The organism is Pseudomonas sp. PS01300 (assembly GCF_029960155.1).
GTDB classification, from domain to species: Bacteria; Pseudomonadota; Gammaproteobacteria; order Pseudomonadales; family Pseudomonadaceae; genus Aquipseudomonas; species Aquipseudomonas palmensis.
The window spans coordinates 66,438-88,705 of record NZ_JASCPN010000011.1; the positions used below are offsets into that span (position 1 = coordinate 66,438).

The following is a 22,268-nucleotide window of genomic DNA, read 5'->3' on the forward strand; positions in this document are numbered from 1 at the left end:
TATACCCAACCCTCGCTAGCCCTCTCGCCCCTTTACGCCCCCCCTCCCGACAATCACCGTCAGCGGCACCGTGCCGCGGGACGGAGATTCTTCATGAGCATTCTGGACGGGGTGTCACTGCTGCTGGCAGTGGCGTTGTTTGTGTACCTGATGGCCGCGCTGCTGCGCGCCGATCGCGGTTAGGAGCAGCCATGCACAGTTACGATTACGCATTGCTGCTGGGCTTTTTCGCCCTGGTGCTGCTGCCGGCGCCCTGGCTGGGCCGCTTCTACTACAAGGTGATGGAAGGCCAGCGCACCTGGCTGAGCCCGCTGCTGGGGCCGGTGGAGCGGGGCTGCTACCGGCTGGCCGGGGTCGACCCTGCCACCGAGCAGAGCTGGAAGACGTACGCCCTGGCGCTGCTTGCCTTCAACCTTGCAGGCTTCGGGCTGCTGTTTGCCGTATTGCTACTGCAAGGGCACCTGCCGCTGAACCCGCAGCACCTGCCCGGCCAGGAGTGGTCGCTGGCGTTCAACACCGCCGTCAGCTTCATGACCAACACCAACTGGCAGTCCTACAGCGGCGAAGCCTCGCTCAGCTACCTGAGCCAGATGCTCGGCCTCACCGTGCAGAACTTCGTCAGCGCCGCCACCGGCCTTGCCGTGCTGGTCGCGCTGTGTCGTGGCATTGCTCGACGCTCGGCCAGCACCCTGGGCAACTTCTGGGTCGACATGACCCGCGCCACCCTCTACGGGCTGCTGCCGCTGTGCCTGCTGCTGGCGCTGCTGCTGGTATGGCAGGGTGTGCCGCAGACCTTCACCGATTATGTGCATGCACTGACCCTGCAGGGCGCCGACCAGGTGATCCCGCTGGGCCCGGCTGCCAGCCAGATCGCGATCAAGCAGCTGGGCACCAACGGCGGCGGCTTTTTCGGGGTGAACTCGGCGCACCCGTTCGAGAACCCCAGCGCCTGGAGCAACCTGTTCGAGGTGGCCTCGATCATCCTGATTCCGGTGGCCCTGGTGTTCACCTTCGGCCACTACGTCAAGGACCTGCGCCAGAGCCGCGCGATCATCGCCTGCATGCTTGCGCTGTTCGTGATCGGCGGCGCCACCGCGCTGTGGTCGGAGTACCAGCCCAACCCCACCCTGAACAGCCCGCTGGTGGAGCAGACCGCGCCGCTGGAAGGCAAGGAGAGCCGCTTCGGCACCACCGCCAGCGTGCTCTGGAGCGTGACCACCACCGCGGCCTCCAACGGCTCGGTGAACAACATGCACGACAGCCTCAACCCGCTCAGCGGCATGGTCGCGCTGGTCAACATGATGGTCGGCGAGGTGATTTTCGGCGGCGTCGGCGCCGGGCTCTACGGCATGCTGCTCAACGTGCTGATCGCGGTGTTCCTGGCCGGGTTGATGATCGGTCGTACCCCTGAATACCTGGGCAAGAAGCTGCAGGCCCGCGAGGTGCAACTACTGGTCGCCACACTGCTGGTGATGCCGGTGGGCGTGTTGGTGCTCGGCGCGCTGGCCACCAGCCTGCCGGGGCCTGCCGCCGCGGTCAGCAACCCGGGCCCGCACGGCTTCAGCCAGTTGCTGTACGCCTACACCTCGGCCAGTGCCAATAACGGCTCGGCGTTTGCCGGGCTGGGCGCCAACACCACCTTCCACAACCTGATGATCGGCCTGGGCATGTTGATCGGGCGCTTCGGCTACATCCTGCCGGTGCTGGCCCTGGCCGGCAGCCTGGCGCTGAAGAAGAGCGCGCCGGTGGGCCAGAACAGCTTCCCGACCCATGGCCCGCTGTTCGTCACGCTGTTGCTGGTGACCATCCTGCTGATCGGTGGCCTGACCTTCCTGCCGGCCCTGGCCCTGGGCCCGGTTGCTGAATACCTGAGCCTGGGCTTGTGAGGAGCCGACCATGAACCTGCCTGTTTCCGAAGTGAAGGCGGCCCCGTCCGCCACTGCCCGCACCACCTTCGCCGCGCTCTGGCGTCCGGCCCTGGTGCAGGCATTCGTCAAGCTCGACCCGCGCCAGCTCAAGCGCGCCCCGGTGATGCTGGTGGTGGAACTGACCGCTATCTTCACCACCCTGTTGTGCCTGCTGCCCAGCGACGTACCCACCGGCGTATCGGTGCAGATCGCCGTGTGGCTGTGGTTCACCGTGCTGTTCGCCAACTTCGCCGAGGCCCTGGCCGAAGGCCGTGGCAAGGCCCGCGCCGACAGCCTCAAGGCCGGCAGCCAGGGCCTGAGCGCGCGGCGGCGCATGGCCTCGGGCGAGTTCGAGGTGGTGCCGGCCAGTGACCTGCGCAAAGGCGATGTGGTGCGTGTGGATGCCGGGGAGATGATCCCCGGTGACGGCGAGGTGATCGAAGGGATCGCCGCGGTCAACGAGGCGGCAATCACCGGCGAGTCCGCACCGGTGATCCGAGAGTCTGGCGGCGACCGCTCTGCGGTCACCGGCAACACCCGGCTGGTGTCCGACTGGCTGCTGGTGCAGATCACCAGCAACCCGGGCGAGTCGACCCTGGACCGCATGATCGCCCTGGTCGAGGGCGCCAAACGCCAGAAGACGCCCAACGAGGTGGCCCTGGACATCCTGCTGATCGGCCTGACGCTGATCTTCCTGGTGGTAGTGGTCACGCTGCAGCCCTTCGCGCACTTTGCCGGTGGCAGCATCCCGATGGTGTTTCTGGTGGCCTTGCTGGTGACCCTGATCCCCACCACCATCGGCGGCCTGCTGTCGGCCATCGGCATCGCCGGCATGGACCGACTGGTGCGGCTCAACGTGATTGCCCGTTCGGGGCGTGCAGTGGAAGCGGCCGGCGATGTGCACGTGCTGCTGCTGGACAAGACCGGCACCATCACCTTCGGCAACCGCCGTTGCAGTGCGGTGCACGCCGCCCCCGGCATCACTGCCCGCGAGCTGGGCGAGGGCGCCTTGCTGGCCTCGCTGGCCGACGACACCGCCGAAGGCAAGTCGATCGTCGACTACCTGCGCCAGTTGCATGACTTCACCCCACCCGACGCTGCACACCTGGTGCCGGTGGCCTTCAGCGCCGAAACCCGCCTGTCGGGCGTCGACTTCGGCGCCCAGCGCTACCGCAAGGGCGCGGTGGATTCGGTACTGGCGTTCGTCGGCATGCAGCGCCTGGACCTGCCGGCCGCCCTGGCCCGTGAAGTCGACCGCATTGCCCAGAGTGGCGGTACACCGTTGCTGGTGTGCGTGGACAAGCGCCTGCTGGGCGTTATCCACCTCAAGGACGTGGTCAAGCCCGGCATTCGCGAGCGCTTCGCCGAGCTGCGCAAACTGGGCATTCGCACCGTGATGGTGACCGGCGACAACCCGCTGACCGCCGCGGCGATTGCCGCCGAGGCCGGGGTCGACGACGTGCTGGCCGAGGCCACGCCGGAGAAGAAGCTGGCACGCATTCGCCAGGAACAGAACGACGGGCGCCTGGTAGCCATGTGCGGCGACGGCGCCAACGACGCCCCGGCGCTGGCCCAGGCGGATGTCGGCATGGCCATGAATGACGGCACCCAGGCGGCCCGCGAGGCGGCCAACATGGTCGACCTGGACAGCGACCCGACGAAGTTGCTGGATGTGGTACAGGTGGGCAAGGAGCTGCTGGTGACCCGTGGCGCGCTCACCACCTTTTCCATTGCCAACGACGTCGCCAAGTACTTCGCCATCCTGCCGGCGCTGTTCGCTGCGATCTACCCGCAGCTGGGCGTGCTCAACCTGATGCAACTGGCCAGCCCGCAGAGCGCCATCGTCTCGGCGATCGTGTTCAACGCGCTGATCATCGTGGTGCTGATCCCGCTGGCGCTGCGCGGGGTACGGGTGCAGGCCGCCAGCGCTGCCCACCTGCTGCGGCGCAACCTGCTGATCTACGGTCTGGGCGGGCTGCTGGTGCCGTTCGTGGGGATCAAGCTGATCGATCTGGCGCTCAATGCGCTGCACCTTGTGTGAACTGGGAGATGAACATGACGACGCTAGTACGCCCGGCCCTGAGCCTGATTGTGCTGATGACCCTGATCACCGGCGCGGTGTACCCGCTGGTGGTCACCGGGGTCGCCCAGGTGGCGTTCCCCGAGCAGGCCAACGGCAGCCTGCTGCGCGACGACAGTGGCCAGGTGCGCGGCTCGCGCCTGCTGGCCCAGCCGTTCAGTGGCGCGGGCTGGTTTCAGCCGCGGCCCTCGGCGGCCGACTATGCCACGGTGTCCAGCGGTGCCAGCAACCTGGCGCCGAGCAACCCGGCGTTGGCCAAACGCGTGGGCGAGCAGGCCCAGGCGCTGTATGTGCCGGCACAAGGCCCGGTGCCGCTGGCGCTGCTGACCACCTCCGGCAGCGGCCTGGACCCGCACCTGCCGCCAGCAGCCGTGGCCTATCAGCTGGCGCGGGTGGCAGCGGCGCGGCAATTGCCGCTGCCCACCTTGCAAGCCCTGGTGGAGCAGTCCACCCTGCACCCACTGGTGGGGCCGCCGGTGGTCAATATCCTGGCCCTGAATGCGGCCCTCGACCAGCTCGCACCTGCTTCGAAATAAGGACGTGTGTCGACCATGAGTGATTCTGAACGCGCCGATGCGTTGTTGGCCGAGTTGCCGCGCGAGGGGCGCGGCCGGCTCAAGGTGTTCCTGGGCGCAGCGCCCGGCGTAGGCAAGACCTACGCCATGCTGCAGGCCGCCCATGCGCAGTTGCGCCAGGGGGTGAGGGTGCTGGCGGGCATCGTCGAAACCCATGGGCGCAGCGAAACCGAGGCGCTGCTGGGCGGCTTGCCGCAACAGCCGCTGGTGCGCTCCGAGTACCGGGGCGTGCAGTTGGAGGAAATGGACCTGGACGGCCTGCTCAAGGCCGCCCCGCAACTGGCGCTGGTGGACGAGCTGGCCCACAGCAACGCACCCGGCAGCCGCCACGCCAAGCGTTGGCAGGACGTGCAGGAGCTGCTGTCGGCCGGTATCGACGTGTACACCACGGTCAACGTGCAGCACCTGGAAAGCCTCAATGACCATGTGCGCGGCATCACCGGCGTGCAGGTGCGCGAAACGCTACCCGACTGGGTGCTGCAGGAAGCCTTCGAACTGGTGCTGATCGACCTGCCGCCGCGCGAGCTGCTAGAACGCCTGCGCGACGGCAAGGTGTACGTGCCGGAGCAGGCGCGGGCGGCGATCGATGCGTTCTTCACCCAGACCAACCTGACGGCCCTGCGCGAGCTGGCGATGCAGACCGCCGCCGCCCAGGTCGATGCGGACCTCGCCCACGGCTACCGCAGCCTGGGCCAGGATGCGCCGGCGCTGCGTGGGCGCCTGCTGGTGGGGGTGGATGGCGATGCCCAGGCCGAGCGCCTGGTACGTCATGCCAGCCGCGTGGCACAGCGCCGCCACCTGCCCTGGAGCCTGGTGCACGTGGACAACGGCCGCCTGCGCGACGAAACCGCACGCCAGCGCCTGCAGGCCGCCCAGCAGCTGGCCGAGCGGCTGGGCGGCGAAGTGGTGGTGCTGCGCGCCGGCGAGGTGGCCAACACCTTGATCCAGCATGCGCTGGAGCGGCGTGCGAGCCTGGTGCTGGTGGGCCAGTCGCGTGATCGGCTGCGTCGGCGCTGGTTCGGTGCCGGTGTGGCGGCGCGCCTGTTGCGCGAGGCCCACGGGCTGGAAATCAACGTGCTCGACCGCGACGCACAGCCAGAACCGGTCAGCGCGCCGGTGGCGCGAGCCTGGGCCTGGCGCCACTACCTGCTGGCGCTGCTTGCCACCGTGCTGGCCAGTGCGCTGGCCTGGGGCGTGGCCGGGGTGCTGGCGCTGCCCAACATCTCGCTGGTGTTTCTGGCAGCAGTGCTGCTGGTGGCGGTGCGCAGCAGCTTGGGCCCGGCGCTGGTGTGCGCCGCGCTGTCGTTTCTGGCCTACGATTTTCTGTTCATACCGCCGAATTTCTCGCTGAGCATCCAGCGCGAGGAGGACGTGCTGACCCTGGTGTTCTTTCTGCTGATGGCCGCCCTGACCGGCAACCTGGCGGCGCGCCAGCGGCGTCAGTTGCAGGCGCTGCGCGAAACCCAGGAGCAGACCGGCCAATTGCTGGACCTGACCCGCCGGCTGACCGCAGCCACCGACCGCCAGGCGGTGTTCAATGCCGCCAGCCACCACCTGGAGGGCTGGACGGACGTGCAGATGTGCCTGCTCGAACGCGATGCCGAAGGTCGCCTGCAGGTGGCCAGCGGCGGTGCCCTGCAGTTCAACGACACCGAGCGGGCGGCCGCCGAATGGGCCTGGCAGCATGACCAGGCCGCCGGCCTTGGCAGCGACACCTTGCCCAACGGGCGCTGGTGGTGGTGGCCGCTGTCGGTGGAGGAAGGCCCGCTGGCCCTGCTGGGGGTACGCCCGCGCGAGGGCCAGGTGCTGACGGCCCAGCGCCGGCGCCTGCTCAAGGCCCTCAGCCAGCCATTGGCCCAGGCCCTGGCCCGGGCGCGGCTGGCCGATCAGCTGGAGGCGGCGCGCCTGCACGGCGAAACCGAACAGTTGCGCAGTGCCTTGCTGGCCTCGGTGTCCCACGACCTGCGCACCCCGTTGACTGCCATGCGCGGCAGCATCGACAGCCTGCTGGCACTGGGTGAGGCAATCAGTCAGCACGACCGTCGCGAGCTGCTCGAAGGCACCCGCGACGAGGCCGAGCGCCTGGACCGTTACATCCAGAACCTGCTCGACATGACCCGCCTGGGGCATGGCGGGCTCAAGCTCGCGCGCGACTGGGTGGCGCCGACCGACATCGTCGGCAGCGCCCTGAGCCGCCTGCGCGTGGTGCTGGCCCCGTTGCAGTTGCGCACCGAGGTGCCGGCAGAGCTGCCGCTGCTGTTCGTGCATGCCGCACTGATCGAGCAGGCCCTGATCAATGTGCTGGAGAACGCGGCGCGCTTCTCGCCGGCCCACGGGCGCCTCGAACTGCGGGTGAGTGTGGAAGGCGAGCAGCTGTGCCTGGCCGTCGCCGACGAGGGCCCGGGGATTGCGCCGCAGGACCGGGCGCGCATCTTCGACATGTTCTACACCGCTGCGCGCGGGGACCGGGGCGGGCAGGGCACGGGGCTGGGGCTGGCGATCTGCCAGGGAATGATCGGCGCCCATGGCGGGCAGATCCGCGTAGAGGACGGCATCGATGGCCGTGGCACCTGCATCACACTATGCTTGCCGCTTCCGGCCCAACCTGAACTGGACAGCGAGACCCCATGAGCCAGACCGCGACCGTGCTGGTCATCGACGACGAACCGCAGATCCGCAAGTTCCTGCGCATCAGCCTTGGCTCGCAGGGCTACAAGGTGCTGGAGGCGGGCACCGGTGCCGAGGGCCTGAGCCAGGCGGCGCTGGGTCGGCCGGAGCTGGTGGTGCTCGATCTGGGGTTGCCCGACATGGACGGGCAGCAGGTGCTGCGCGAACTGCGCGAATGGAGCCAGGTGCCGGTGCTGGTGTTGTCGGTGCGGGCCAGCGAAGTGCAGAAGGTCGAGGCGCTGGACGGCGGGGCCAATGACTACGTGACCAAGCCGTTCGGCATCCAGGAGTTTCTGGCGCGGGTGCGCGCGTTGCTGCGCCAGGTGCCCCAGGCGGTGGCCGAAGAGTCGGCGCCGCGCTTCGGCCCGTTGACCGTGGACCTTGCCTACCGGCGCGTGACCCTGGCGGGCGAGGAGGTGGCGCTGACCCGCAAGGAGTATGCGTTGCTGGCGCAACTGGCGCGTCACCCGGGGCGGGTGATCACCCAGCAGCAGTTGCTCAAGGATATCTGGGGCCCCACCCATGTGGAGGACAGCCACTACCTGCGCATCGTGGTGGCGCATGTGCGGCAGAAACTGGGGGACGACCCGACGGCGCCGCGGTTCATCGTGACCGAGCCGGGGGTGGGGTATCGGTTGATCGGGCCGGAGCAGGCTTGAGGGCCTCTTCGCCGGCCTAGCGCCTCTCGGCCTCATAGTTGTCCAGCGTATCGCGTGCAATCTCGCGTCCCAGCGCGATCAGCTCCGGCGCCTTGTAGAACTCGAAGAACCGGCACACCCGCTTGGGCACGTTGATCAGTACATCCGGCGGGTAGCCGGCGATCTTGTACTGCGCCAGCGACGTCTGCATCACCTCGAAGCTCTGGTTGATCAGGTCCAGCAGCGAAGCCGGGCCCACGTTGTCGACAATGAACGAGCCGGCCGCCGATTTCGGCGCGCCGTCAGTCTCGGGCGCCGCCGAGGGCTGCTGCGCCTCGGGCTCGGCCGCATCGCTGAGCCACGGGTTGGGCGCCGCCTGCTCGATGCGGATCAGCCCTTCGGCGGCCTTGCGCCGGAACGGCAGGTGCGAGCCCAGCGAGTTGATCAGGTTGTCGAAGCGCAACTTGAACGCCGCCGGCCGCTCGATCACCGGCAACTGGTAATGCTTCTGGTTGGTGGAGTTGAGGTTCACCGCCACGATCAGGTCGCAGTGGCTGGACACCACCGGGATGATCGGCAACGGGTTGAGGATGCCGCCATCGACCAGCATGCGGTTGCCCTGCACCACCGGGGTGAACAGGCTGGGGATCGCCGCCGAGGCGCGCATGGCCTGGTGCAGGCAGCCTTCCTGGAACCAGATCTCCTGCTGGTTGGTGAGGTCGGCCGCCACTGCGGTGTAGGGGATGCGCAGGTTCTCGATGTTGACCTCGCCGACGATCTTGCGGATCTGCCCGAACACCTTCTCGCCGCGAATCGCGCCCAGCCTGAAACTCACGTCCACCAGGCGCAGCACATCCAGGTAATCCAGGCTCTCGATCCAGCGTCGGTAGTCGTCGAGCTTGCCGGCGGCGTAGATGCCGCCGATCACCGCGCCCATCGAACAGCCGGCAATGCAGGCGATGTCGTAGCCGCGCCGCTCCAGCTCCTCGATCACGCCGATGTGTGCATACCCTCGGGCGCCCCCCGACCCCAGCACCAGTGCTACGCGTTTGCTCATGGTCGTTCCTTGCGGCTGTTCTGCTCGTGGGCCTAACAATGCACCCATTCAGGGCTGTGCTTCAATCGTGACAAGCGCTGGGCTACGCTGAGCAGGGCACTTTTCAGCGTGCGTGCCGTCGAAGTGCCACCCCGAACATTTTCCTTTTGAGGTAACACCGATGAAAGCCTGGATCTGCCTGCCCCTGATTGCCCTGGTACTGAGCGGCTGCGCCGGCAAGACGGCGTACCGGGATAGCTGCGCCAATCAGCTGGATTCGGCCTGGAAGGAGCTGGACCTGGCCAAGGCCGAGGGCTTCGCCGGCACGGTCAGCTATTCCAAGGCCCTGTCGCTGCTGACCGGCGCCAAGACCCAGCAGCAGTTCGAAGCCTTCGAAGGCTGCAGCAACAAGGCCGAGAAGGCACGCTTCTACATCCGTGAATCGCGCGCCGGGCGCTGAGGGAGGACCAGGCCATGTCGGCAATGCTCGACCATGTGATCGCCCAGGTGCTGACCCTGCACGTGCGCCTGCTGGCCTGCCAGGCGCGCCTGGCGGCCAATACCGACAGTGAGGCGCTGCATGACCTGCGTACCAGCGTGCGTCGCCTGCGCAGCCTGCTGCGGCCCCTGCGCGGGCTGCCGGGGGTGGACAAGCTGGAGGATGCTGCCGCCGAGCTGGGGCGCCTGACCACGCCGCTGCGCGATCGCGAGGTGCTGGCCGCGCAGTTGCTCGAACGCGGGCTGCCCGAGGTGGCCCGCCAGCAGCTTGGCGACCCCGCCCGCACCTTTGCCCGGGTGGCGGCCAGCGCCGAGCTTGCGCGGCTGCTGGCGATCATCGATGCCTTCCCGATGTTCCTGCGTGCGGCCCAGCGCCAGGGCCTGGTACGCCGCCTGGAGGCGCGGGTGGGCAAGCGCCTGCACAAGCAGTGGCGCAACCTGCAGGCTGCCATGAACGACCCGGCGCACGACCGCCACCGCCTGCGCCTGCTGATCAAGCGGGTGCGCTATGGCGCCGAGGCCTATCCACAGCTCGAACGCCTGCGCCCGGCCCTGCGCCGCGGGCTCAAGCGCGCCCAGGGCGATCTGGGCGACTGGCACGACCTGTTGCAGTGGCTGTTGCAGGCCGAGCAGCAGCCTGGCCTGGCGCCCTGCGTGGCGCACTGGCAGGCGCAACAGGCGGCGGCCGAGCAACGTGCCGACCGCACGCTGGAGACGCTGCTGAGCGAAATCCAACGTCGATAAGTCGCGTGTTTGGCGCAAATGCGGCCTGTGCGCGGCGCGGCGGCTGGTTAACATCGCCACATTTGCCCACTGGTCGAGGTCCCGATGAATTTTTCCCAACTGCTCACCGCCGTGCGCCTGCAGCCCCAGGCGGTGACCATCCCGGCCGAATGGGCCCAGGGGCGTGCCTGTTTTGGCGGGCTGATGGCGGCGCTGGTGTACGAGGCCATGCACGCCAAGGTCGCCCCGGACCGTCCGGTGCGCTCGCTGGCCATCACCTTCGTAGGGCCGGCCGAGCCTGGGGTGCCGATCAGTTTCGAGGTGGAGCTGTTGCGTGACGGCAAGGCGGTCAGCTCGCTGCTGGGGCGCGCGGTACAGAATGGCCAGGTGGTGACCCTCGTGCAGGGCAGTTTCGGTGCCGGGCGCGATTCGGTGGTGCAGGTGTCAGGGCTGGCGCCGGTGCCGATGAAAAGCCTTGCCGAGTCCAGCCCCGAGTTGCCCTTCATCAAGGGCGTGACCCCCGAGTTCATTCGCCACCTGGCCATGCGTTGGGGCATTGGCGGCTTGCCGTTCAGCGGTAGCCGGTCACGCGAAATGGGCGGCTGGGTGCGCCTGCGCGGTGAGGATGTGGTCGAGGAGCCGGTGACCGAAGCCCACCTGCTGGCGCTGGTCGATGCCTGGCCACCGGCGTTGATGCCGCACCTGAGCACGCCCGCTGCCGGCAGCACCCTGACCTGGACCATCGAGTTCGTGCAGCCGGTGGCCAGCCTGACCACCCTGGACTGGTGCCAGTACTGCGCCCAGATCGACTATGCGCGTGACGGCTACGGCCATGTGGCGGCCGCCTTGTGGAACGGAGCCGGTGATTTGCTTGCCATCAGCCGCCAGACGGTGACCGTGTTCGCCTGAATCACTGGCGCTGGCGCTCCACCGCCACACCGGCCAGCAGGCCGATGACGCCGACGGCCAGGGTGCCCAGGTCGGCGTCGAGCGCGCCGCTCAATACCAGCAGCGCGCCGATGGCCAGCAGCGGCAGCGCAATCAGCTGCAGCGCGATGTTGGTGGGGGTACGAGGGGCGTGATGCCAGTGGGGCAGGTGAAACAGGTGCTTGTTCATCACGGTTCTCCTCAAGGTGCAAAACGGATAACCCAAGCGTAGTTTGGCCCCCGCCAGGGGGCCAATTGCGCGCGGCTATCGCGTTTATAGCTTGAGTTGACCGATGGCCTTGTTCAGCTCGCCGGCCAGGGTGGCCAGTTCGCTGCTGGTGGTGGCCGAGTCGACGGTCTGCTGCACGGTCTCTTCGGTCACGTCGCGGATGCTCACCACTGCGCGGTTCATCTCTTCGGCCACCTGGCTCTGCTGTTCGGCCGCCACGGCGATCTGGGTATTGCTCTCGCGCATCTGCGCCACCGCGCCGGTGATCTCCGCCAGGGCCTCGCCGGCTTCCTGGGCCTGCTTGACGCAGTCGTCGGCCTTGAACGAGCTCTCGGTCATGAACTCCACCGCATCGCGGGTGCCGGCCTGCAGGGCAGAGACCATGGTGGTGATTTCATCGGTGGAGCTCTGCACGCGCTTGGCCAGGTTGCGTACCTCGTCCGCCACCACCGCGAAACCGCGGCCCAGGTCGCCGGCACGGGCCGCCTCGATCGCCGCGTTGAGGGCCAGCAGGTTGGTCTGTTCGGCGATGCTGTGAATCACCCCGACCACGCTGTTGATCTTCTGGCTGTCCTCGGCCAGTTGACGAATCATCTCGGCCGTCTGCTGCACGCCGGTGGAGAGCCCCGAGATCGACGACTGCACGCGGCTGACCACGTCCTTGCCGCTGCCGGCCAGGGTGTCGGCGCTTTGCGACAGGTCGCGTGTGGCGCCGGCATGCTGGGCGATGTGGTAGACGGTGGCGGTCATTTCGTTGATGGCGGTGGCGGCCTGGTCGGTTTCGCTCTGCTGGCCGAGCATGCCGTGGCGCACCTCGTTCATGCTGGCGGCCAGGCGCGCGGCGCCGGCATCCAGCTGCGCGGCAGTTCGCGCCACGGTGTTGACCACGCGGTGGTAGGTGGTCTGCATGGCGTTGAAGGCGCTGGCCATCTGGCCGATCTCGTCGCCGCAGGACAGCGGCACCCGTGCCGACAGGTCACCGGTCTTCTCGACGTGCAGCATCACGTCCTTGAGGATGTTGAGCTGGCTGAGCAGGAAGCGGATCAGCAACTGCGAGGCGCACAGCATGGCCAGCATCAGGATCAGTACGCACACCGCATAGTTGACGAAGCGGTCGGTGAACACCTGCGCCATGCTCGGGGCCTGGGCCAGTACCGCGATCTGCTGGCCATCGCGCTGGATGACCTGCGCGCCGATCAGCGGGTCGCTGCCCAGCAGCGGCATGCCGTTCAGCTCGACCCAGCCCTGGGCAGTGGCCAGGGCCGGCAACGCCTGGCCATCGAAGGTGGGCGCCTGCCCGGGTGTGAAGCTGACCCAGGTGGCGTTCTGCGGCAAGGCCTGGCCGGCGGGCCAGGCGGCCAGCAGGCGGGCTTCGGATTGCACCCGGGCCTGGGCCGTCTCGGCCCTGGCGCGGGTTTCCAGGTGCACCGCATACAGCACCACGAACAGGGTTGTGACGAAGGCGACTGCGTTCACCGCCCAGAACTTGTACTTCAGTGAGATATTGCTGAGCCAGGCACCCATGGATAGGTCTTCTCTGATTGAGCGGAAACAATTTGGCAAGGTGCCATCAGTGTGCCAGCCAATTCAAAGACAAATCTTGATATGCGTCAAACTATGTCGGGGAGCCCGAAGAAGCGCCGGGCGCAGTCGCTGGTGTGCGCAGCCACCTGCTCGGGTGTCTCGCCCCGGTGCAGGGCCACTTCGCGCAGCACTTCGGGCAGGTAGGCCGGTTCGTTGCGACCGCTTTTGGGTTTGGGGCGCAGGGTCCGGGGCAGCAGGTAGGGGGCGTCGCTCTCCAGCATCAGGCGGCCAGTGGGGATGCTGGCAACCAGCGGGTGCAGGTGGGTACCGCGACGTTCGTCGCAGATCCAGCCGGTGATGCCGATGTGCAGGTCCAGGTCCAGGTAGCTGAACAGGGCGCTGCGCTCGCCGGTAAAGCAGTGCACCACGGCGGCGGGCAGGTGGTCGCGGTAGTCCTTGAGAATCTGCAACAGGCGTTCGTTGGCATCACGTTCGTGCAGAAACACCGGCATCTGCAGCTGCACCGCCAGCGCCAGTTGTTCTTCCAGGGCCTTTTCCTGTTGCGGGCGCGGGGAGAAGTCGCGGTTGAAGTCCAGCCCGCATTCACCCACCGCGTGCACCCGTGGCTGTTCGAGCAGCGCGCGCAGATGGCGCGCGGTGTCGCTGTTCCAGCTGCTGGCATCGTGGGGGTGTACACCGGCCGTGCTGAACAGGCGCCGGGCCTGCGGGTCGAGTTGCTCGCACAGGTGTAGCGCGGCTTCGCTGCCGGCCAGGCTGGTACCGGTCACCAGCATCTGATGCACCCCGGCGGCCTCGGCACGCTGCAAGATGGCCTCGTGCTTGCCGTCGAAACTTGGGTTGGTCAGATTGACGCCGATGTCGATGAGTTGCATGGTGCTACCTCAGGTTGTGCGGCAAAAGCGCTTGGCAGCGCCGAAAAATACCAATAACGCCAAGAACTTCAAGAAGTTGTCGCGGTCTTTTGCGGTCAATTGTCACGGACCGACCGCTCATTATGGCGTCAAATACTCAATCGCGGCCCATTGCCGGAGACCGGATGACGCGATCACTTTGGCTTTTTTTGCTGTGTGTGGGCCTGCTGTGCGCCGGCCCGGCCCACGCACGCCTGCCTGGCCCGCAGCAGGCGGTGCCTGCGGCCAAGGTGCGCGACCTGGCGCAGATCCGTGAAAGCCGGGTGTTGCGCGTGCTGGTCAACCAGAGCCGCAACAGCTCCGGCGAGGTCAAGGGCCAGCCGGTGGGCATCGAATACCATCGGCTGATCGCCTTCGAGCACTACCTCAACGGGCGTGCCCGTGACGGTCAGCAGATCCGCCTGAAGATCATCCCCAAGGCCAAGGACCAGTTGATCGGCGCATTGCAGCGTGGCGAGGGCGATCTGGTGGCGCCCGGGGAGCTGATCGATTTGAGTTCCACCCGCGGGGTGATGGCCAGCGACCCGGTGCTGGAAAATGTGCCGCTGGTGCTGGTGGGGCGCAAGGGCGAACGGACCTACCAGCGCGTCGAGCAGCTTGCCGGCCGCACCGTGACCCTGACCAGTTCGAGTGCGGCAGGCGATACCCTCCACGAAATCAACCAGCGCCTGGCCCTGCGCAAGCTGGCGCCGCTCAAGGTGGAATGGGCGGACCCCAGCCTTGCGGTGGAGGATGTGCTGGAAATGGTGCAGGCCGGCATCTTCCACCTGACCGTGGTCGAACAGCCGATTGCCCGGCGCTGGGCGCAGGTGATGCCCAAGCTGCTGGTGCAGCGCAAGGTGCAGCTGGCCCAGCCCGAGGCGATGCATTGGTACGTGCGCCGCGACGCGGCGATGCTGCACGCCAGTGTCGATCGCTTCCTCAAGGGGTATCACGCCCCGGCCGATCAGGATGTGGCGTTCGAGCGTATCTACCGGCGCCTGTACAAGGTGCATTACCCGCTGGCCCAGGCCAACCGCCAGCGCCTGGAAAAACTGCGGCCGGTGCTGCAGCGTCACGCCCAGGCCCAGAACCTGGACTGGCTGAACCTGGCGGCACTGGCGTTCAAGGAGTCGGCCCTCGACCCGGCGGCCAGGGGCGCAGGTGGCGCCCATGGGCTGATGCAGATCACCCCCGGTGCGGCGCAGCGGGTGGGGATCAGCGATATCGCCAATGTCGATGGCAATGTACAGGCCAGCGCGCGCTACCTGGCACTGATCCGGCGCAAGTTCTTTTCCAGCAACCAGCTCAACGAACGCGAGCGCATGGCGTTCGTGCTGGCCGGCTACAACCTGGGACCGGAGCGGGTTCAGGCCATGCGGGCCGAGGCGCGGCGACGCGGCCTGAACCCCAACCAGTGGTTCTTTCAGGTAGAGCGTGTGGCGCTCGAGCAGGTGGGAATGGGGCCGGTCAGCTATGTTAATAGCGTCAACAAGTACTTTCTGGCATTCGACCGCGAACGCGACGCGCTGGAAGCCCGGGGACGAAAAGTGGCCTCACGCAAGTAATCGAAAATTACGATTTGTATGTGCAGATAATCGCGATTTTAACATTTGAAAATATGATTAAGATGGCGACCTCTACCACACACCTGCATCGCTTAAGGAAGACAGCATGAACGCCATCAACTCCGTATTGTTCACCCGTGCCGGCTGGGGCATTACCGTATTGCGCATCTTCATCGGCATCATCTTCATGGCCCATGGCTCGCAGAAGCTGTTCGGCCTGTTTGGTGGCGGCGGGCTGGCAGGCACCGCGCAGTACATGGAAAGCCTGGGGCTGACCCCGCCGACACTGATGGCGGCGCTGTCCGGTGGGGCCGAGTTCTTCGGCGGGCTGGCACTGGTCATCGGCCTGCTGGCACGCCCGGCGGCCCTGGCGCTGGTGGGGTTGCTGCTGGTGGCGATTTTCTCGGTGCACATCGGCAACGGTCTGTTCATGGCCAACAACGGCTATGAGTTCGCCCTGGCGCTGCTGGGTGGCGCGATTGCGGTACTGGTGGAAGGGGCGGGCAGGGCGTCGGTGGACCGCATGATCGCCAAGTGAGCCTTGGCGTTGTGGCACAAAAAGGGCCTGCATTGCAGGCCCTTTTTTGTGCCCGACCCGGCTGCTTGCTTCTGCGGCAACGCAGGCGCCTTCAAGGGCACCGACAGGTGCAGGAACCGGCGTCGCCGTCGAATGCGAGAAACTCGCTTGTTTTTCCGGCGTCCGGGTCGTTTATCAGACGATGGCATTGTTGACAGCCGGGCCGGCGCTTCTCTAGGATGCTGGCTTGCGCCGATTTAAACAGCTACTTGCGGGGCGCAGGAAGACCACCAGCAGGTCGTCCGAATACCGCTAAAGCGCTGGTTCGGTGACGCCTCGCACCGCAGCCCAGCGGGATCTGCGAGGCACAGAGAAGTACACCATGAGTTGCCCACGTACCAGCGTTTGCCTCACCCCTCTCCCTACCAGCCAGGCGGCTCGCACGCCGCGCATTCTGCTGAGCGGCAAACACCAGCCGACCCTGCTGCGCTACCTCGATGGCTGGCCCCGCCCCAAAGGCCGCGCCACGGCGTTCCTGATCCAGTTCGCCGACTCCTGCGAAACCCTCGCCCGGTTCGGCAACGACCGTTTCGACCTGGCCGTGGTGCAGGCGCCCTCGAGGGCCGATGCCGCCGAAGTGATCCACCACCTGACCCGCGTCGCCCGCCAGGGCTTGATCACCCGCGCCTGATCGCTCAGGGGTACTCGATCTCGACGATGTACACCGTCTGTTCGCCAGTCGGTGTCTGCACCCGCACTTCAGCGTCCAGTGCCTTGCCGATCAGGGCGCGGGCCAGGGGCGAATCGATGCTGATCAGGCCCAGTTTCAAGTCCAGCTCGTCGGGCCCGACGATGCGGTAGCGCGATTGTTCGCCGTCTTCGTTCTCGACCGTGACCCAGGCCCCGAAGTACACCTTGTTCGGGTCGCTGGGCCGCTCGCTCACCACTTTCAGGTTTTCCAGGCGCTTGGTCAGGAAGCGCACGCGGCTGTCGATTTCGCGCAGCATCTTCTTGCCGTAGGTGTACTCGGCGTTTTCCGAACGGTCACCTTGCGCTGCTGCCTCACTGACCGACTGGGTCACCTGGGGCCTGCGCACATGCCACAGTTCATGCAGCTCGGCGCGCATGCGCGCCTCGCCCTGTGGGGTGATCAGTGCGGTGCCGGCAGTGCGGGGCGGGCGGTATCGGCTCATGGGCTTCCAGGCTCGGGTAGGTAGCCGCCGAGTCTATCAGCCCTCGCGAAGCACTGTCAGCGGGCTGGCATTGAGCGCCCGGCGCGTGCCGAATACCCCCGCACCCCCCACCAGCAACGCACCGATCACCGGCAACAGCAGCAGCCACGGGTGCGGGCTCCAGTGCAGGTCGAATGCGTAGCGGTACAGCAGCAGGCTGATCAGTTCGGTGCCCAGCGCCGCGAGCAGGCCGCTGGCGGCGCCCAGCAGGCCGAACTCGATGCGCCGGGCCTTGACCAGCAGGCTGCGGCTGGCGCCCAGTGCCCGCAGCAGCGCACCCTGGTGGATGCGCTCGTCCAGGGTGGCCTGCAGCCCGGCGAACAACACGGCCAGGCCCGCCGCCAGCACGAACAGCAGCACGTACTGTACCGCCAGGGTCACCTGGGCCAGGATGCTGCGCAACTGCTCCAGCAGCGCATCGACCTGCAGGATGGTGGCTGCCGGGAACGCTCGCGACAGGGCCACCACCTGCTGGTCGTGGCCTGGGGCCAGGTAGAAGCTGGTGAGATAGGTGGTCGGCAGGTCCTGCAGGGTGCCGGGCTGGAAGATCATGTAGAAGTTGGGCTGGAAGCTGTCCCAGTTGACCGTGCGCAGGCTGCTGACCTGTACCTGGCGCTCCAGGCCACCGATGCTGAAGGTCAGGGTGTCGCCCAGCTTGAGCTTGAGGCTCTCGGCCAGTTGCGCCTCCACCGACACGCCGGGCAAGGCATCGGCCGTTGGCTGTGCCTGCCACCACTGGCCGGCGCTCAAGGTGTTGCCCTGGGGCAGGTCGGCGGCCCAGGTCAGGCTCAGGTCGCGCTGGACGGCGCGGTCACCGGTGGATTCCTTGCTGACGATCTCGCGCACCGGCTCGCCATTGATGAGCGTCAGGCGCCCGGGAATCACCGGGAACAACGGCGCGGCATGGACCGAGAATTCGTTCAGGCGCTGGGCGAAGGTGTCCTTGTCGTCCGGCAGGATGTTGAGCACGAAATAGTTGGGAGCATCCTTGGGCAGCTGGTTCTGCCAGGTGTCGAGCAGCTCGGTGCGCAGCAGGGCGATCAGGGCCATGGCCAGCAGGATCATGCCGAAGGCCAGCGACTGGCCTGCCGCCGCCAGCGGATGCTTGAGCAGTTGCCCCAGGCCCAGGCGCCAGGCCAGCGGGGCGCCGGCCAGCAGCCGGCGCAGGCTGCGCAGGCCGAGCAGCAGCAGACCGCCCAGCACCAGCGCGGCCACCAGACCACCGCCGAGCAGGGCGAAGGTCAGCAGCAGGTCCAGGCTCAGGCGCCACATGATGAGGCCCAGGGCCAACAGTGCTGCGCCATACACCAGCCAGCTGCTTGCCGGCACCGGCAGCAGGTCGCGGCGCAGTACCCGCAGCGGCGGCACCCGGCCCAGCGCTGCCAATGGCGGCAGGGCGAAGCCGGCCAGCGCCACCAGCCCGGTGGCGATCCCGGCCAGGGCCGGGGCGATGCCACCTGGCGGCACCTGCGAAGGCAGCAGGCCCTGCAGCAGGGCGAACAGACCCAGTTGCGCCAGCCAGCCGAGCAGTGCGCCCCCCAGGGCTGCCACGCTACCCAAAATCGCCAGTTGCAGGCAGAACAGGCTCAGCGCCTGGCGCCGGGACAGGCCCAGGCAGCGCAGCAGGGCGCTGGCATCGAAGCGGCGCATGGCAAAACGGCTGGCCGACAGCGCCACGGCCACGCCGGCCAGCAGCACCGCCACCAGGCTGGCCATGTTCAGGTAGCGTTCGGCCTTGCCCAGTGCACCGCCGATCTGCTGGTTGCCGTCACGCGAGTCGCGCAGTTGCTGGTGGGCGGCAAGCCCCGCCTTGGTAGCCTGGGTGTAGCTTGCCAGGGCCTGGGGCTCGCCGCGCCACAGGTCGCGGTAGGTGACCCGGCTGCCGGGCTGCACCACGCCGGTGGCATCCAGGTCGGCGAGGTTCATCAGCACCCGCGGGGTGAGGCTGTAGAAGTTGCCGGCGCGGTCCGGCTCATAGGTCAGCACGCGGCTCAGGCGCAGGGTCTTCATGCCCACGTCGACGCTGTCACCGATCTTGAGGTTCAGCGCCGCCAGCAGGCGCGACTCGACCCAGGCTTCGCCCGGCGCCGGACCACCGCCGGCCACCTCCGGCCCGTAGGCCTCGGCGGCACTGCGCAGCTCCCCGCGCAGCGGGTAACCCGTGCCGGCAGCCTTGACACTGGAGAGCTGGATGCCGTTGTCGGTGGCGATCACGCTGGAGAACTCGACCACTTTCGCATGGGCCAGGCCCAGCTGCTCGCCGTTGCGGATCTGTTCCGGGGTGGCCGGGGCGCTGCCCTGCAACACCAGGTCGGCGCCAAGGAACTCGGTGGCACGCAGCAGCATGGCGCCGTTCAGGCGGGCGCCGAAGTAGCCGATGGCGGTGCTGGCGGCCACGGCCACCAGCAGGGCGAAGAACAGCACGCGCAGTTCGCCGGCGCGTGCATCGCGCATCAGTTGACGCAACGCCAGGCTCGGCAGGCGCAGAAACGACAGGTGTGCCATCTAGGGCTCCAGCGGGGTGACCAGGTGGCCGGCTTCCAGGCGAATCAGCCGGCCGCAGCGGTGCGCCAGGCGTTCATCGTGGGTGACCAGGACGAGGGTGGTGCCGCGTTCCTTGTTCAGTTCGAACAGCAGGTCGCTGATGCGTTCACCGGTGTGGCTGTCGAGGTTGCCGGTGGGCTCGTCGGCGAACAGCACCGCAGGCTCGGCGGCAAAGGCGCGGGCAATTGCAACCCGCTGCTGCTCGCCGCCGGACAACTGGCGTGGCGAATGGCTCAGGCGCTGGCCCAGGCCGACCCGTTCGAGCAGGCTGCGGGCGTGTTCGCGGGCATCGCGGCGTCCGTCCAGCTCCAGCGGCAGCATCACGTTCTCAAGGGCATTGAGGCTGTCGAGCAGCTGGAACGACTGGAACACGAAGCCGACATGCTCGGCGCGGACCTGGGCGCGCTGGTCTTCGTCGAGCGGGCCCAGGTCGTGCCCGGCCAGTGTCACCGAGCCTGCACTGGGCAGGTCGAGGCCGGCCAGCAGGCCGAGCAGGGTGGACTTGCCCGAGCCGGAGGCGCCGACAATGGCCAGGCTGTCGCCCTGTTTCAATTCCAGGCTCAGTTCGTGCAGGATGGTCAGGTCGCCTTCCGCGCTGGAAACCACTTTGCTAAGGTTGCGCGCAGTCAAGATGCTGGGGCCCATGGAGAATCCAATGCGAGTGTGGTTATTGAGTGCAGGCCTGGCCTTGCTGTGCATGGCCCAGGGCGCATCGGCAGGAACGGTGTTGATCGTTGGGGATAGTATCAGTGCCGCTTTTGGCCTGGATACCCGTCAGGGGTGGGTTGCCCTGCTCGAACAGCGGCTCAAGGCCGAGGGTTTCGATGACAAGGTGGTCAATGCCTCGATCAGTGGCGACACCAGTGCCGGGGGCCAGGCGCGGCTGCCTGCGCTGCTTGCAGAGCACAAGCCCAGCCTGGTGGTGGTGGAGCTGGGTGGCAATGACGGGCTGCGCGGGCAGGCACCGGCGCAATTGCAACAAAATCTTGCCTCGATGATCGATCGCTCCCGTGATGCCGGTGCCAGGGTGCTGCTGCTGGGCATGCGCCTGCCACCCAACTATGGCAAGCGCTACACCGATGCGTTCGCACAGGTGTATGCCGATCTTGGCAAGGAAAAGGACGTGCCGCTGGTGCCGTTCTTTCTCGAAGGGGTAGGTGGCGTGCCCGAGTTGATGCAGGCCGATGGCATCCATCCGGGGCAGGGCGCCCAGGCGCAGTTGCTGGAAAATGCCTGGCCATCAATAAAACCGCTGCTTTGACGCTTTTATACTGATCGGCTTTCGGCTAATGTTGCGCCCCCGATTTGGAGCCCCCGATGCCGCGTCCCGCCTGGTCCCTGTATGCCTATCAATTGATCGAGCCTGACGAACAGCTTGACCTGTTCGCCTGCCAGGAGAGTCGCGTCCACCTGATCGCCCGCCAACTCGAACTGGGCGGCTCCGTCGACCGTACCCTGTGTGGCACCCTGCTGCCGGCGCAACCGCGCTGGTCGGGTGTGGAGCGCAGCATCTACCGTGACCAGCGCCTGTGCCGCCTGTGCCGGGCGATCCTCGAGGCGCAGCGGCGCGGCACGCGTCCGGTATGGCCCGAGCTGCAGGCCTGACGTCGGATCTTTTACGTTTGGCAAGGGTTCTGTGCCCGGATGCCTCCCGATCCCGCAGGGGGCGGTGTACAATTGCCCGCTTGACCCACCTGAATTAGCGAAGGATTTCCCGGATGTTGCCGCGCTTTCCCGCCGTCACCCGTTGCCTGTCCCTGGCCGCCCTGCTGGCGGCGGGCCCTGTTGCCGCTCTGGAGTTCCCCCTGCCGCCGCCGGGCGAGGATGTCATCGGCCAGGTCCAGGTGATCAAGGCCAAGTATGAGGACACCTTCGCCGACATCGGTACCGCCAACGACCTGGGCTACCTGGAAATGGTCGCAGCCAACCCGGGCGTGGACCCCTGGTTGCCAGGCGCCGGCACCGAGATCGTGCTGCCGACCCGTTTCATCCTGCCGCCGGGCCCGCGCGAAGGCATCGTGATCAACCTTGCCGAGTACCGCCTGTACTACTACCCCAAAGGCGAGAACGTGGTGCACACCTTCCCGCTGGGCATCGGCCGCGAAGGCTGGGGTTCGCCTATTGCCAACACCAAGGTCACGGCCAAGACGCCGAACCCGACCTGGACCCCACCGGCCTCGATCAAGGCCGAGCACGCCGCCGACGGTGATCCGTTGCCCAACGTGGTGCCGGCCGGCCCGGACAACCCGCTGGGCCCGTTCAAGTTCACCCTGGGCGTACCGGGCTACCTGATCCACGGTTCCAACAAGAAGTTCGGCATCGGCATGCGTACCAGCCATGGCTGTTTCCGCATGCTCAACAACAACGTGCTGCAACTGGCGAGCATGGCCCCGGTGGGGACTTCGGTGCGCATCATCAACGAGCCGTACAAGTTCGGCCTCAGTGGTGGCAAGGTCTACCTCGAGGCGCATACCCCGCTGGATGACAAGGGCGACCCGTCGGTGGTCGACAAGCACACGGCAGTGATCAATGCCCTGCTCAAGCGCGAAGACCTGGCCAACAACCTGCGCATGAACTGGGACATGGTGCGTGACGTGGTGGCGGCCGAAGATGGTATCCCGGTAGAGATCGCGGTGCCGGGTGACGCCAGTGCGCCGATGGTATCGAGCGTTCCGCTCGAAATGCAGTAACC

General features: G+C 67.2%; 22 protein-coding genes. 15 read left to right on the forward strand and 7 right to left on the reverse strand.

Annotation, left to right across the window (positions count from 1 at the left end):
- The first annotated feature begins 93 nt into the window (after positions 1-93).
- From kdpF to QMX96_RS08765, 6 genes are read left to right on the forward strand one after another with little or no spacing between them, the layout of a single operon-like run.
- Positions 94-183: a K(+)-transporting ATPase subunit F gene (gene kdpF / locus QMX96_RS08740; protein WP_043863107.1), complete on the forward strand. Its 90-nt coding sequence runs from the start codon at positions 94-96 to the stop codon at positions 181-183.
- Positions 184-191: 8 nt separating this feature from the next.
- The gene (gene kdpA, locus QMX96_RS08745) at positions 192-1,886 is read left to right on the forward strand and encodes a potassium-transporting ATPase subunit KdpA (RefSeq protein ID WP_078480473.1); all 1,695 of its coding nucleotides are present in this window, start codon (positions 192-194) and stop codon (positions 1,884-1,886) included.
- A 10-nt stretch (positions 1,887-1,896) separates the two neighbouring features.
- Positions 1,897-3,948 carry a potassium-transporting ATPase subunit KdpB gene (kdpB, locus tag QMX96_RS08750; protein ID WP_104572274.1) on the forward strand — a complete coding sequence of 684 codons (2,052 nt, stop codon included), beginning with the start codon at positions 1,897-1,899 and terminating at the stop codon, positions 3,946-3,948.
- Positions 3,949-3,962: 14 nt separating this feature from the next.
- A complete protein-coding gene (kdpC, locus tag QMX96_RS08755; protein WP_054915735.1) occupies positions 3,963-4,523 on the forward strand; it encodes a potassium-transporting ATPase subunit KdpC in 561 nt (186 codons plus the stop codon).
- Between the two features lie 15 nt (positions 4,524-4,538).
- On the forward strand, positions 4,539-7,193 hold the full coding sequence (locus tag QMX96_RS08760) for a sensor histidine kinase KdpD (protein WP_282361634.1): 2,655 nt from the start codon (positions 4,539-4,541) through the stop codon (positions 7,191-7,193).
- Entirely contained in the window at positions 7,190-7,888 is a 699-nt protein-coding gene (locus tag QMX96_RS08765) for a response regulator (RefSeq protein WP_043863103.1), read from the forward strand. Before QMX96_RS08760 ends, QMX96_RS08765 begins: the two co-directional genes overlap by 4 nt.
- Positions 7,889-7,904: 16 nt before the next feature.
- On the opposite strand, the gene QMX96_RS08770 is transcribed toward QMX96_RS08765, so the two are convergent.
- Complete coding sequence (locus QMX96_RS08770; RefSeq protein ID WP_078480475.1) at positions 7,905-8,924, reverse strand: patatin-like phospholipase family protein; 1,020 nt, start codon at positions 8,922-8,924, stop codon at positions 7,905-7,907.
- Positions 8,925-9,084: 160 nt separating this feature from the next.
- Between QMX96_RS08770 and QMX96_RS08775 the strand changes: the two genes are divergently transcribed.
- From QMX96_RS08775 to QMX96_RS08785, 3 genes are all read left to right on the forward strand, one after another.
- Positions 9,085-9,363: a hypothetical protein gene (locus tag QMX96_RS08775; protein ID WP_043863101.1), complete on the forward strand. Its 279-nt coding sequence runs from the start codon at positions 9,085-9,087 to the stop codon at positions 9,361-9,363.
- 14 nt (positions 9,364-9,377) lie between these two features.
- Positions 9,378-10,145, forward strand: coding sequence for a CHAD domain-containing protein (locus QMX96_RS08780; RefSeq protein ID WP_043863100.1), 768 nt, complete (start codon positions 9,378-9,380; stop codon positions 10,143-10,145).
- An 84-nt stretch (positions 10,146-10,229) separates the two neighbouring features.
- Positions 10,230-11,033, forward strand: coding sequence for a thioesterase family protein (locus tag QMX96_RS08785; protein WP_253087370.1), 804 nt, complete (start codon positions 10,230-10,232; stop codon positions 11,031-11,033).
- A gap of 1 nt (position 11,034) precedes the next feature.
- Here QMX96_RS08785 and QMX96_RS08790 read toward each other — a convergent pair whose 3' ends face one another.
- From QMX96_RS08790 to QMX96_RS08800, 3 genes are all read right to left on the reverse strand, one after another.
- Complete coding sequence (locus QMX96_RS08790; protein ID WP_052504289.1) at positions 11,035-11,241, reverse strand: hypothetical protein; 207 nt, start codon at positions 11,239-11,241, stop codon at positions 11,035-11,037.
- Between the two features lie 84 nt (positions 11,242-11,325).
- A complete protein-coding gene (locus tag QMX96_RS08795; protein ID WP_054915686.1) occupies positions 11,326-12,804 on the reverse strand; it encodes a methyl-accepting chemotaxis protein in 1,479 nt (492 codons plus the stop codon).
- Positions 12,805-12,890: 86 nt separating this feature from the next.
- Positions 12,891-13,697, reverse strand: coding sequence for a TatD family hydrolase (locus QMX96_RS08800; protein ID WP_054915687.1), 807 nt, complete (start codon positions 13,695-13,697; stop codon positions 12,891-12,893).
- 164 nt (positions 13,698-13,861) lie between these two features.
- Here QMX96_RS08800 and QMX96_RS08805 point away from each other — a divergent pair, with 164 nt between their 5' ends.
- The 3 genes from QMX96_RS08805 to QMX96_RS08815 all read left to right on the forward strand — a co-directional run bounded on the left by QMX96_RS08805 (position 13,862) and on the right by QMX96_RS08815 (position 16,491).
- Positions 13,862-15,283, forward strand: a complete 1,422-nt coding sequence (locus QMX96_RS08805; RefSeq protein ID WP_043863096.1) for a transglycosylase SLT domain-containing protein — start codon at positions 13,862-13,864, stop codon at positions 15,281-15,283.
- Positions 15,284-15,389: 106 nt separating this feature from the next.
- Positions 15,390-15,821 carry a DoxX family protein gene (locus QMX96_RS08810; RefSeq protein WP_043863095.1) on the forward strand — a complete coding sequence of 144 codons (432 nt, stop codon included), beginning with the start codon at positions 15,390-15,392 and terminating at the stop codon, positions 15,819-15,821.
- Between the two features lie 361 nt (positions 15,822-16,182).
- Entirely contained in the window at positions 16,183-16,491 is a 309-nt protein-coding gene (locus tag QMX96_RS08815; protein ID WP_054915688.1) for a hypothetical protein, read from the forward strand.
- A 4-nt stretch (positions 16,492-16,495) separates the two neighbouring features.
- Here the strand turns inward: QMX96_RS08815 and greB are convergent, their stop codons facing one another.
- The 3 genes from greB to QMX96_RS08830 are packed head-to-tail and all read right to left on the reverse strand — an operon-like array spanning position 16,496 to position 20,221.
- On the reverse strand, positions 16,496-16,993 hold the full coding sequence (gene greB / locus QMX96_RS08820) for a transcription elongation factor GreB (protein ID WP_043863093.1): 498 nt from the start codon (positions 16,991-16,993) through the stop codon (positions 16,496-16,498).
- A gap of 36 nt (positions 16,994-17,029) precedes the next feature.
- Positions 17,030-19,537, reverse strand: a complete 2,508-nt coding sequence (locus QMX96_RS08825) for an ABC transporter permease (RefSeq protein ID WP_043863092.1) — start codon at positions 19,535-19,537, stop codon at positions 17,030-17,032.
- Positions 19,538-20,221, reverse strand: coding sequence for an ABC transporter ATP-binding protein (locus QMX96_RS08830; protein ID WP_278929196.1), 684 nt, complete (start codon positions 20,219-20,221; stop codon positions 19,538-19,540).
- Between the two features lie 10 nt (positions 20,222-20,231).
- On the opposite strand from QMX96_RS08830, the gene QMX96_RS08835 reads away from it, so the two are divergent.
- The 3 genes from QMX96_RS08835 (at position 20,232) to QMX96_RS08845 (ending at position 22,266) form a co-directional block, all read left to right on the forward strand.
- Positions 20,232-20,837 carry an arylesterase gene (locus QMX96_RS08835; RefSeq protein ID WP_043863090.1) on the forward strand — a complete coding sequence of 202 codons (606 nt, stop codon included), beginning with the start codon at positions 20,232-20,234 and terminating at the stop codon, positions 20,835-20,837.
- A 56-nt stretch (positions 20,838-20,893) separates the two neighbouring features.
- The gene (locus QMX96_RS08840) at positions 20,894-21,181 is read left to right on the forward strand and encodes a hypothetical protein (RefSeq protein ID WP_043863089.1); all 288 of its coding nucleotides are present in this window, start codon (positions 20,894-20,896) and stop codon (positions 21,179-21,181) included.
- Positions 21,182-21,294: 113 nt separating this feature from the next.
- Complete coding sequence (locus QMX96_RS08845; protein WP_043863088.1) at positions 21,295-22,266, forward strand: L,D-transpeptidase family protein; 972 nt, start codon at positions 21,295-21,297, stop codon at positions 22,264-22,266.
- Positions 22,267-22,268: the final 2 nt, after the last annotated feature.

Coding starts and splice junctions, on each gene's coding strand:
- QMX96_RS08760 (WP_282361634.1), top strand. CDS start 4,539: ATGAGTGATTCTGAACGCGCCGATGCGTTGTTGGCCGAGTTGCCGCGC.
- QMX96_RS08780 (WP_043863100.1), top strand. CDS start 9,378: ATGTCGGCAATGCTCGACCATGTGATCGCCCAGGTGCTGACCCTGCAC.
- QMX96_RS08845 (WP_043863088.1), top strand. CDS start 21,295: ATGTTGCCGCGCTTTCCCGCCGTCACCCGTTGCCTGTCCCTGGCCGCC.
- QMX96_RS08805 (WP_043863096.1), top strand. CDS start 13,862: ATGACGCGATCACTTTGGCTTTTTTTGCTGTGTGTGGGCCTGCTGTGC.
- QMX96_RS08775 (WP_043863101.1), top strand. CDS start 9,085: ATGAAAGCCTGGATCTGCCTGCCCCTGATTGCCCTGGTACTGAGCGGC.
- QMX96_RS08840 (WP_043863089.1), top strand. CDS start 20,894: ATGCCGCGTCCCGCCTGGTCCCTGTATGCCTATCAATTGATCGAGCCT.
- QMX96_RS08815 (WP_054915688.1), top strand. CDS start 16,183: ATGAGTTGCCCACGTACCAGCGTTTGCCTCACCCCTCTCCCTACCAGC.
- QMX96_RS08765 (WP_043863103.1), top strand. CDS start 7,190: ATGAGCCAGACCGCGACCGTGCTGGTCATCGACGACGAACCGCAGATC.
- QMX96_RS08835 (WP_043863090.1), top strand. CDS start 20,232: ATGCGAGTGTGGTTATTGAGTGCAGGCCTGGCCTTGCTGTGCATGGCC.
- QMX96_RS08825 (WP_043863092.1), bottom strand. CDS start 19,537: ATGGCACACCTGTCGTTTCTGCGCCTGCCGAGCCTGGCGTTGCGTCAA.
- QMX96_RS08830 (WP_278929196.1), bottom strand. CDS start 20,221: ATGGGCCCCAGCATCTTGACTGCGCGCAACCTTAGCAAAGTGGTTTCC.
- kdpA (WP_078480473.1), top strand. CDS start 192: ATGCACAGTTACGATTACGCATTGCTGCTGGGCTTTTTCGCCCTGGTG.
- QMX96_RS08785 (WP_253087370.1), top strand. CDS start 10,230: ATGAATTTTTCCCAACTGCTCACCGCCGTGCGCCTGCAGCCCCAGGCG.
- QMX96_RS08790 (WP_052504289.1), bottom strand. CDS start 11,241: ATGAACAAGCACCTGTTTCACCTGCCCCACTGGCATCACGCCCCTCGT.
- kdpC (WP_054915735.1), top strand. CDS start 3,963: ATGACGACGCTAGTACGCCCGGCCCTGAGCCTGATTGTGCTGATGACC.
- QMX96_RS08795 (WP_054915686.1), bottom strand. CDS start 12,804: ATGGGTGCCTGGCTCAGCAATATCTCACTGAAGTACAAGTTCTGGGCG.
- greB (WP_043863093.1), bottom strand. CDS start 16,993: ATGAGCCGATACCGCCCGCCCCGCACTGCCGGCACCGCACTGATCACC.
- QMX96_RS08810 (WP_043863095.1), top strand. CDS start 15,390: ATGAACGCCATCAACTCCGTATTGTTCACCCGTGCCGGCTGGGGCATT.
- QMX96_RS08770 (WP_078480475.1), bottom strand. CDS start 8,924: ATGAGCAAACGCGTAGCACTGGTGCTGGGGTCGGGGGGCGCCCGAGGG.
- kdpF (WP_043863107.1), top strand. CDS start 94: ATGAGCATTCTGGACGGGGTGTCACTGCTGCTGGCAGTGGCGTTGTTT.
- QMX96_RS08800 (WP_054915687.1), bottom strand. CDS start 13,697: ATGCAACTCATCGACATCGGCGTCAATCTGACCAACCCAAGTTTCGAC.
- kdpB (WP_104572274.1), top strand. CDS start 1,897: ATGAACCTGCCTGTTTCCGAAGTGAAGGCGGCCCCGTCCGCCACTGCC.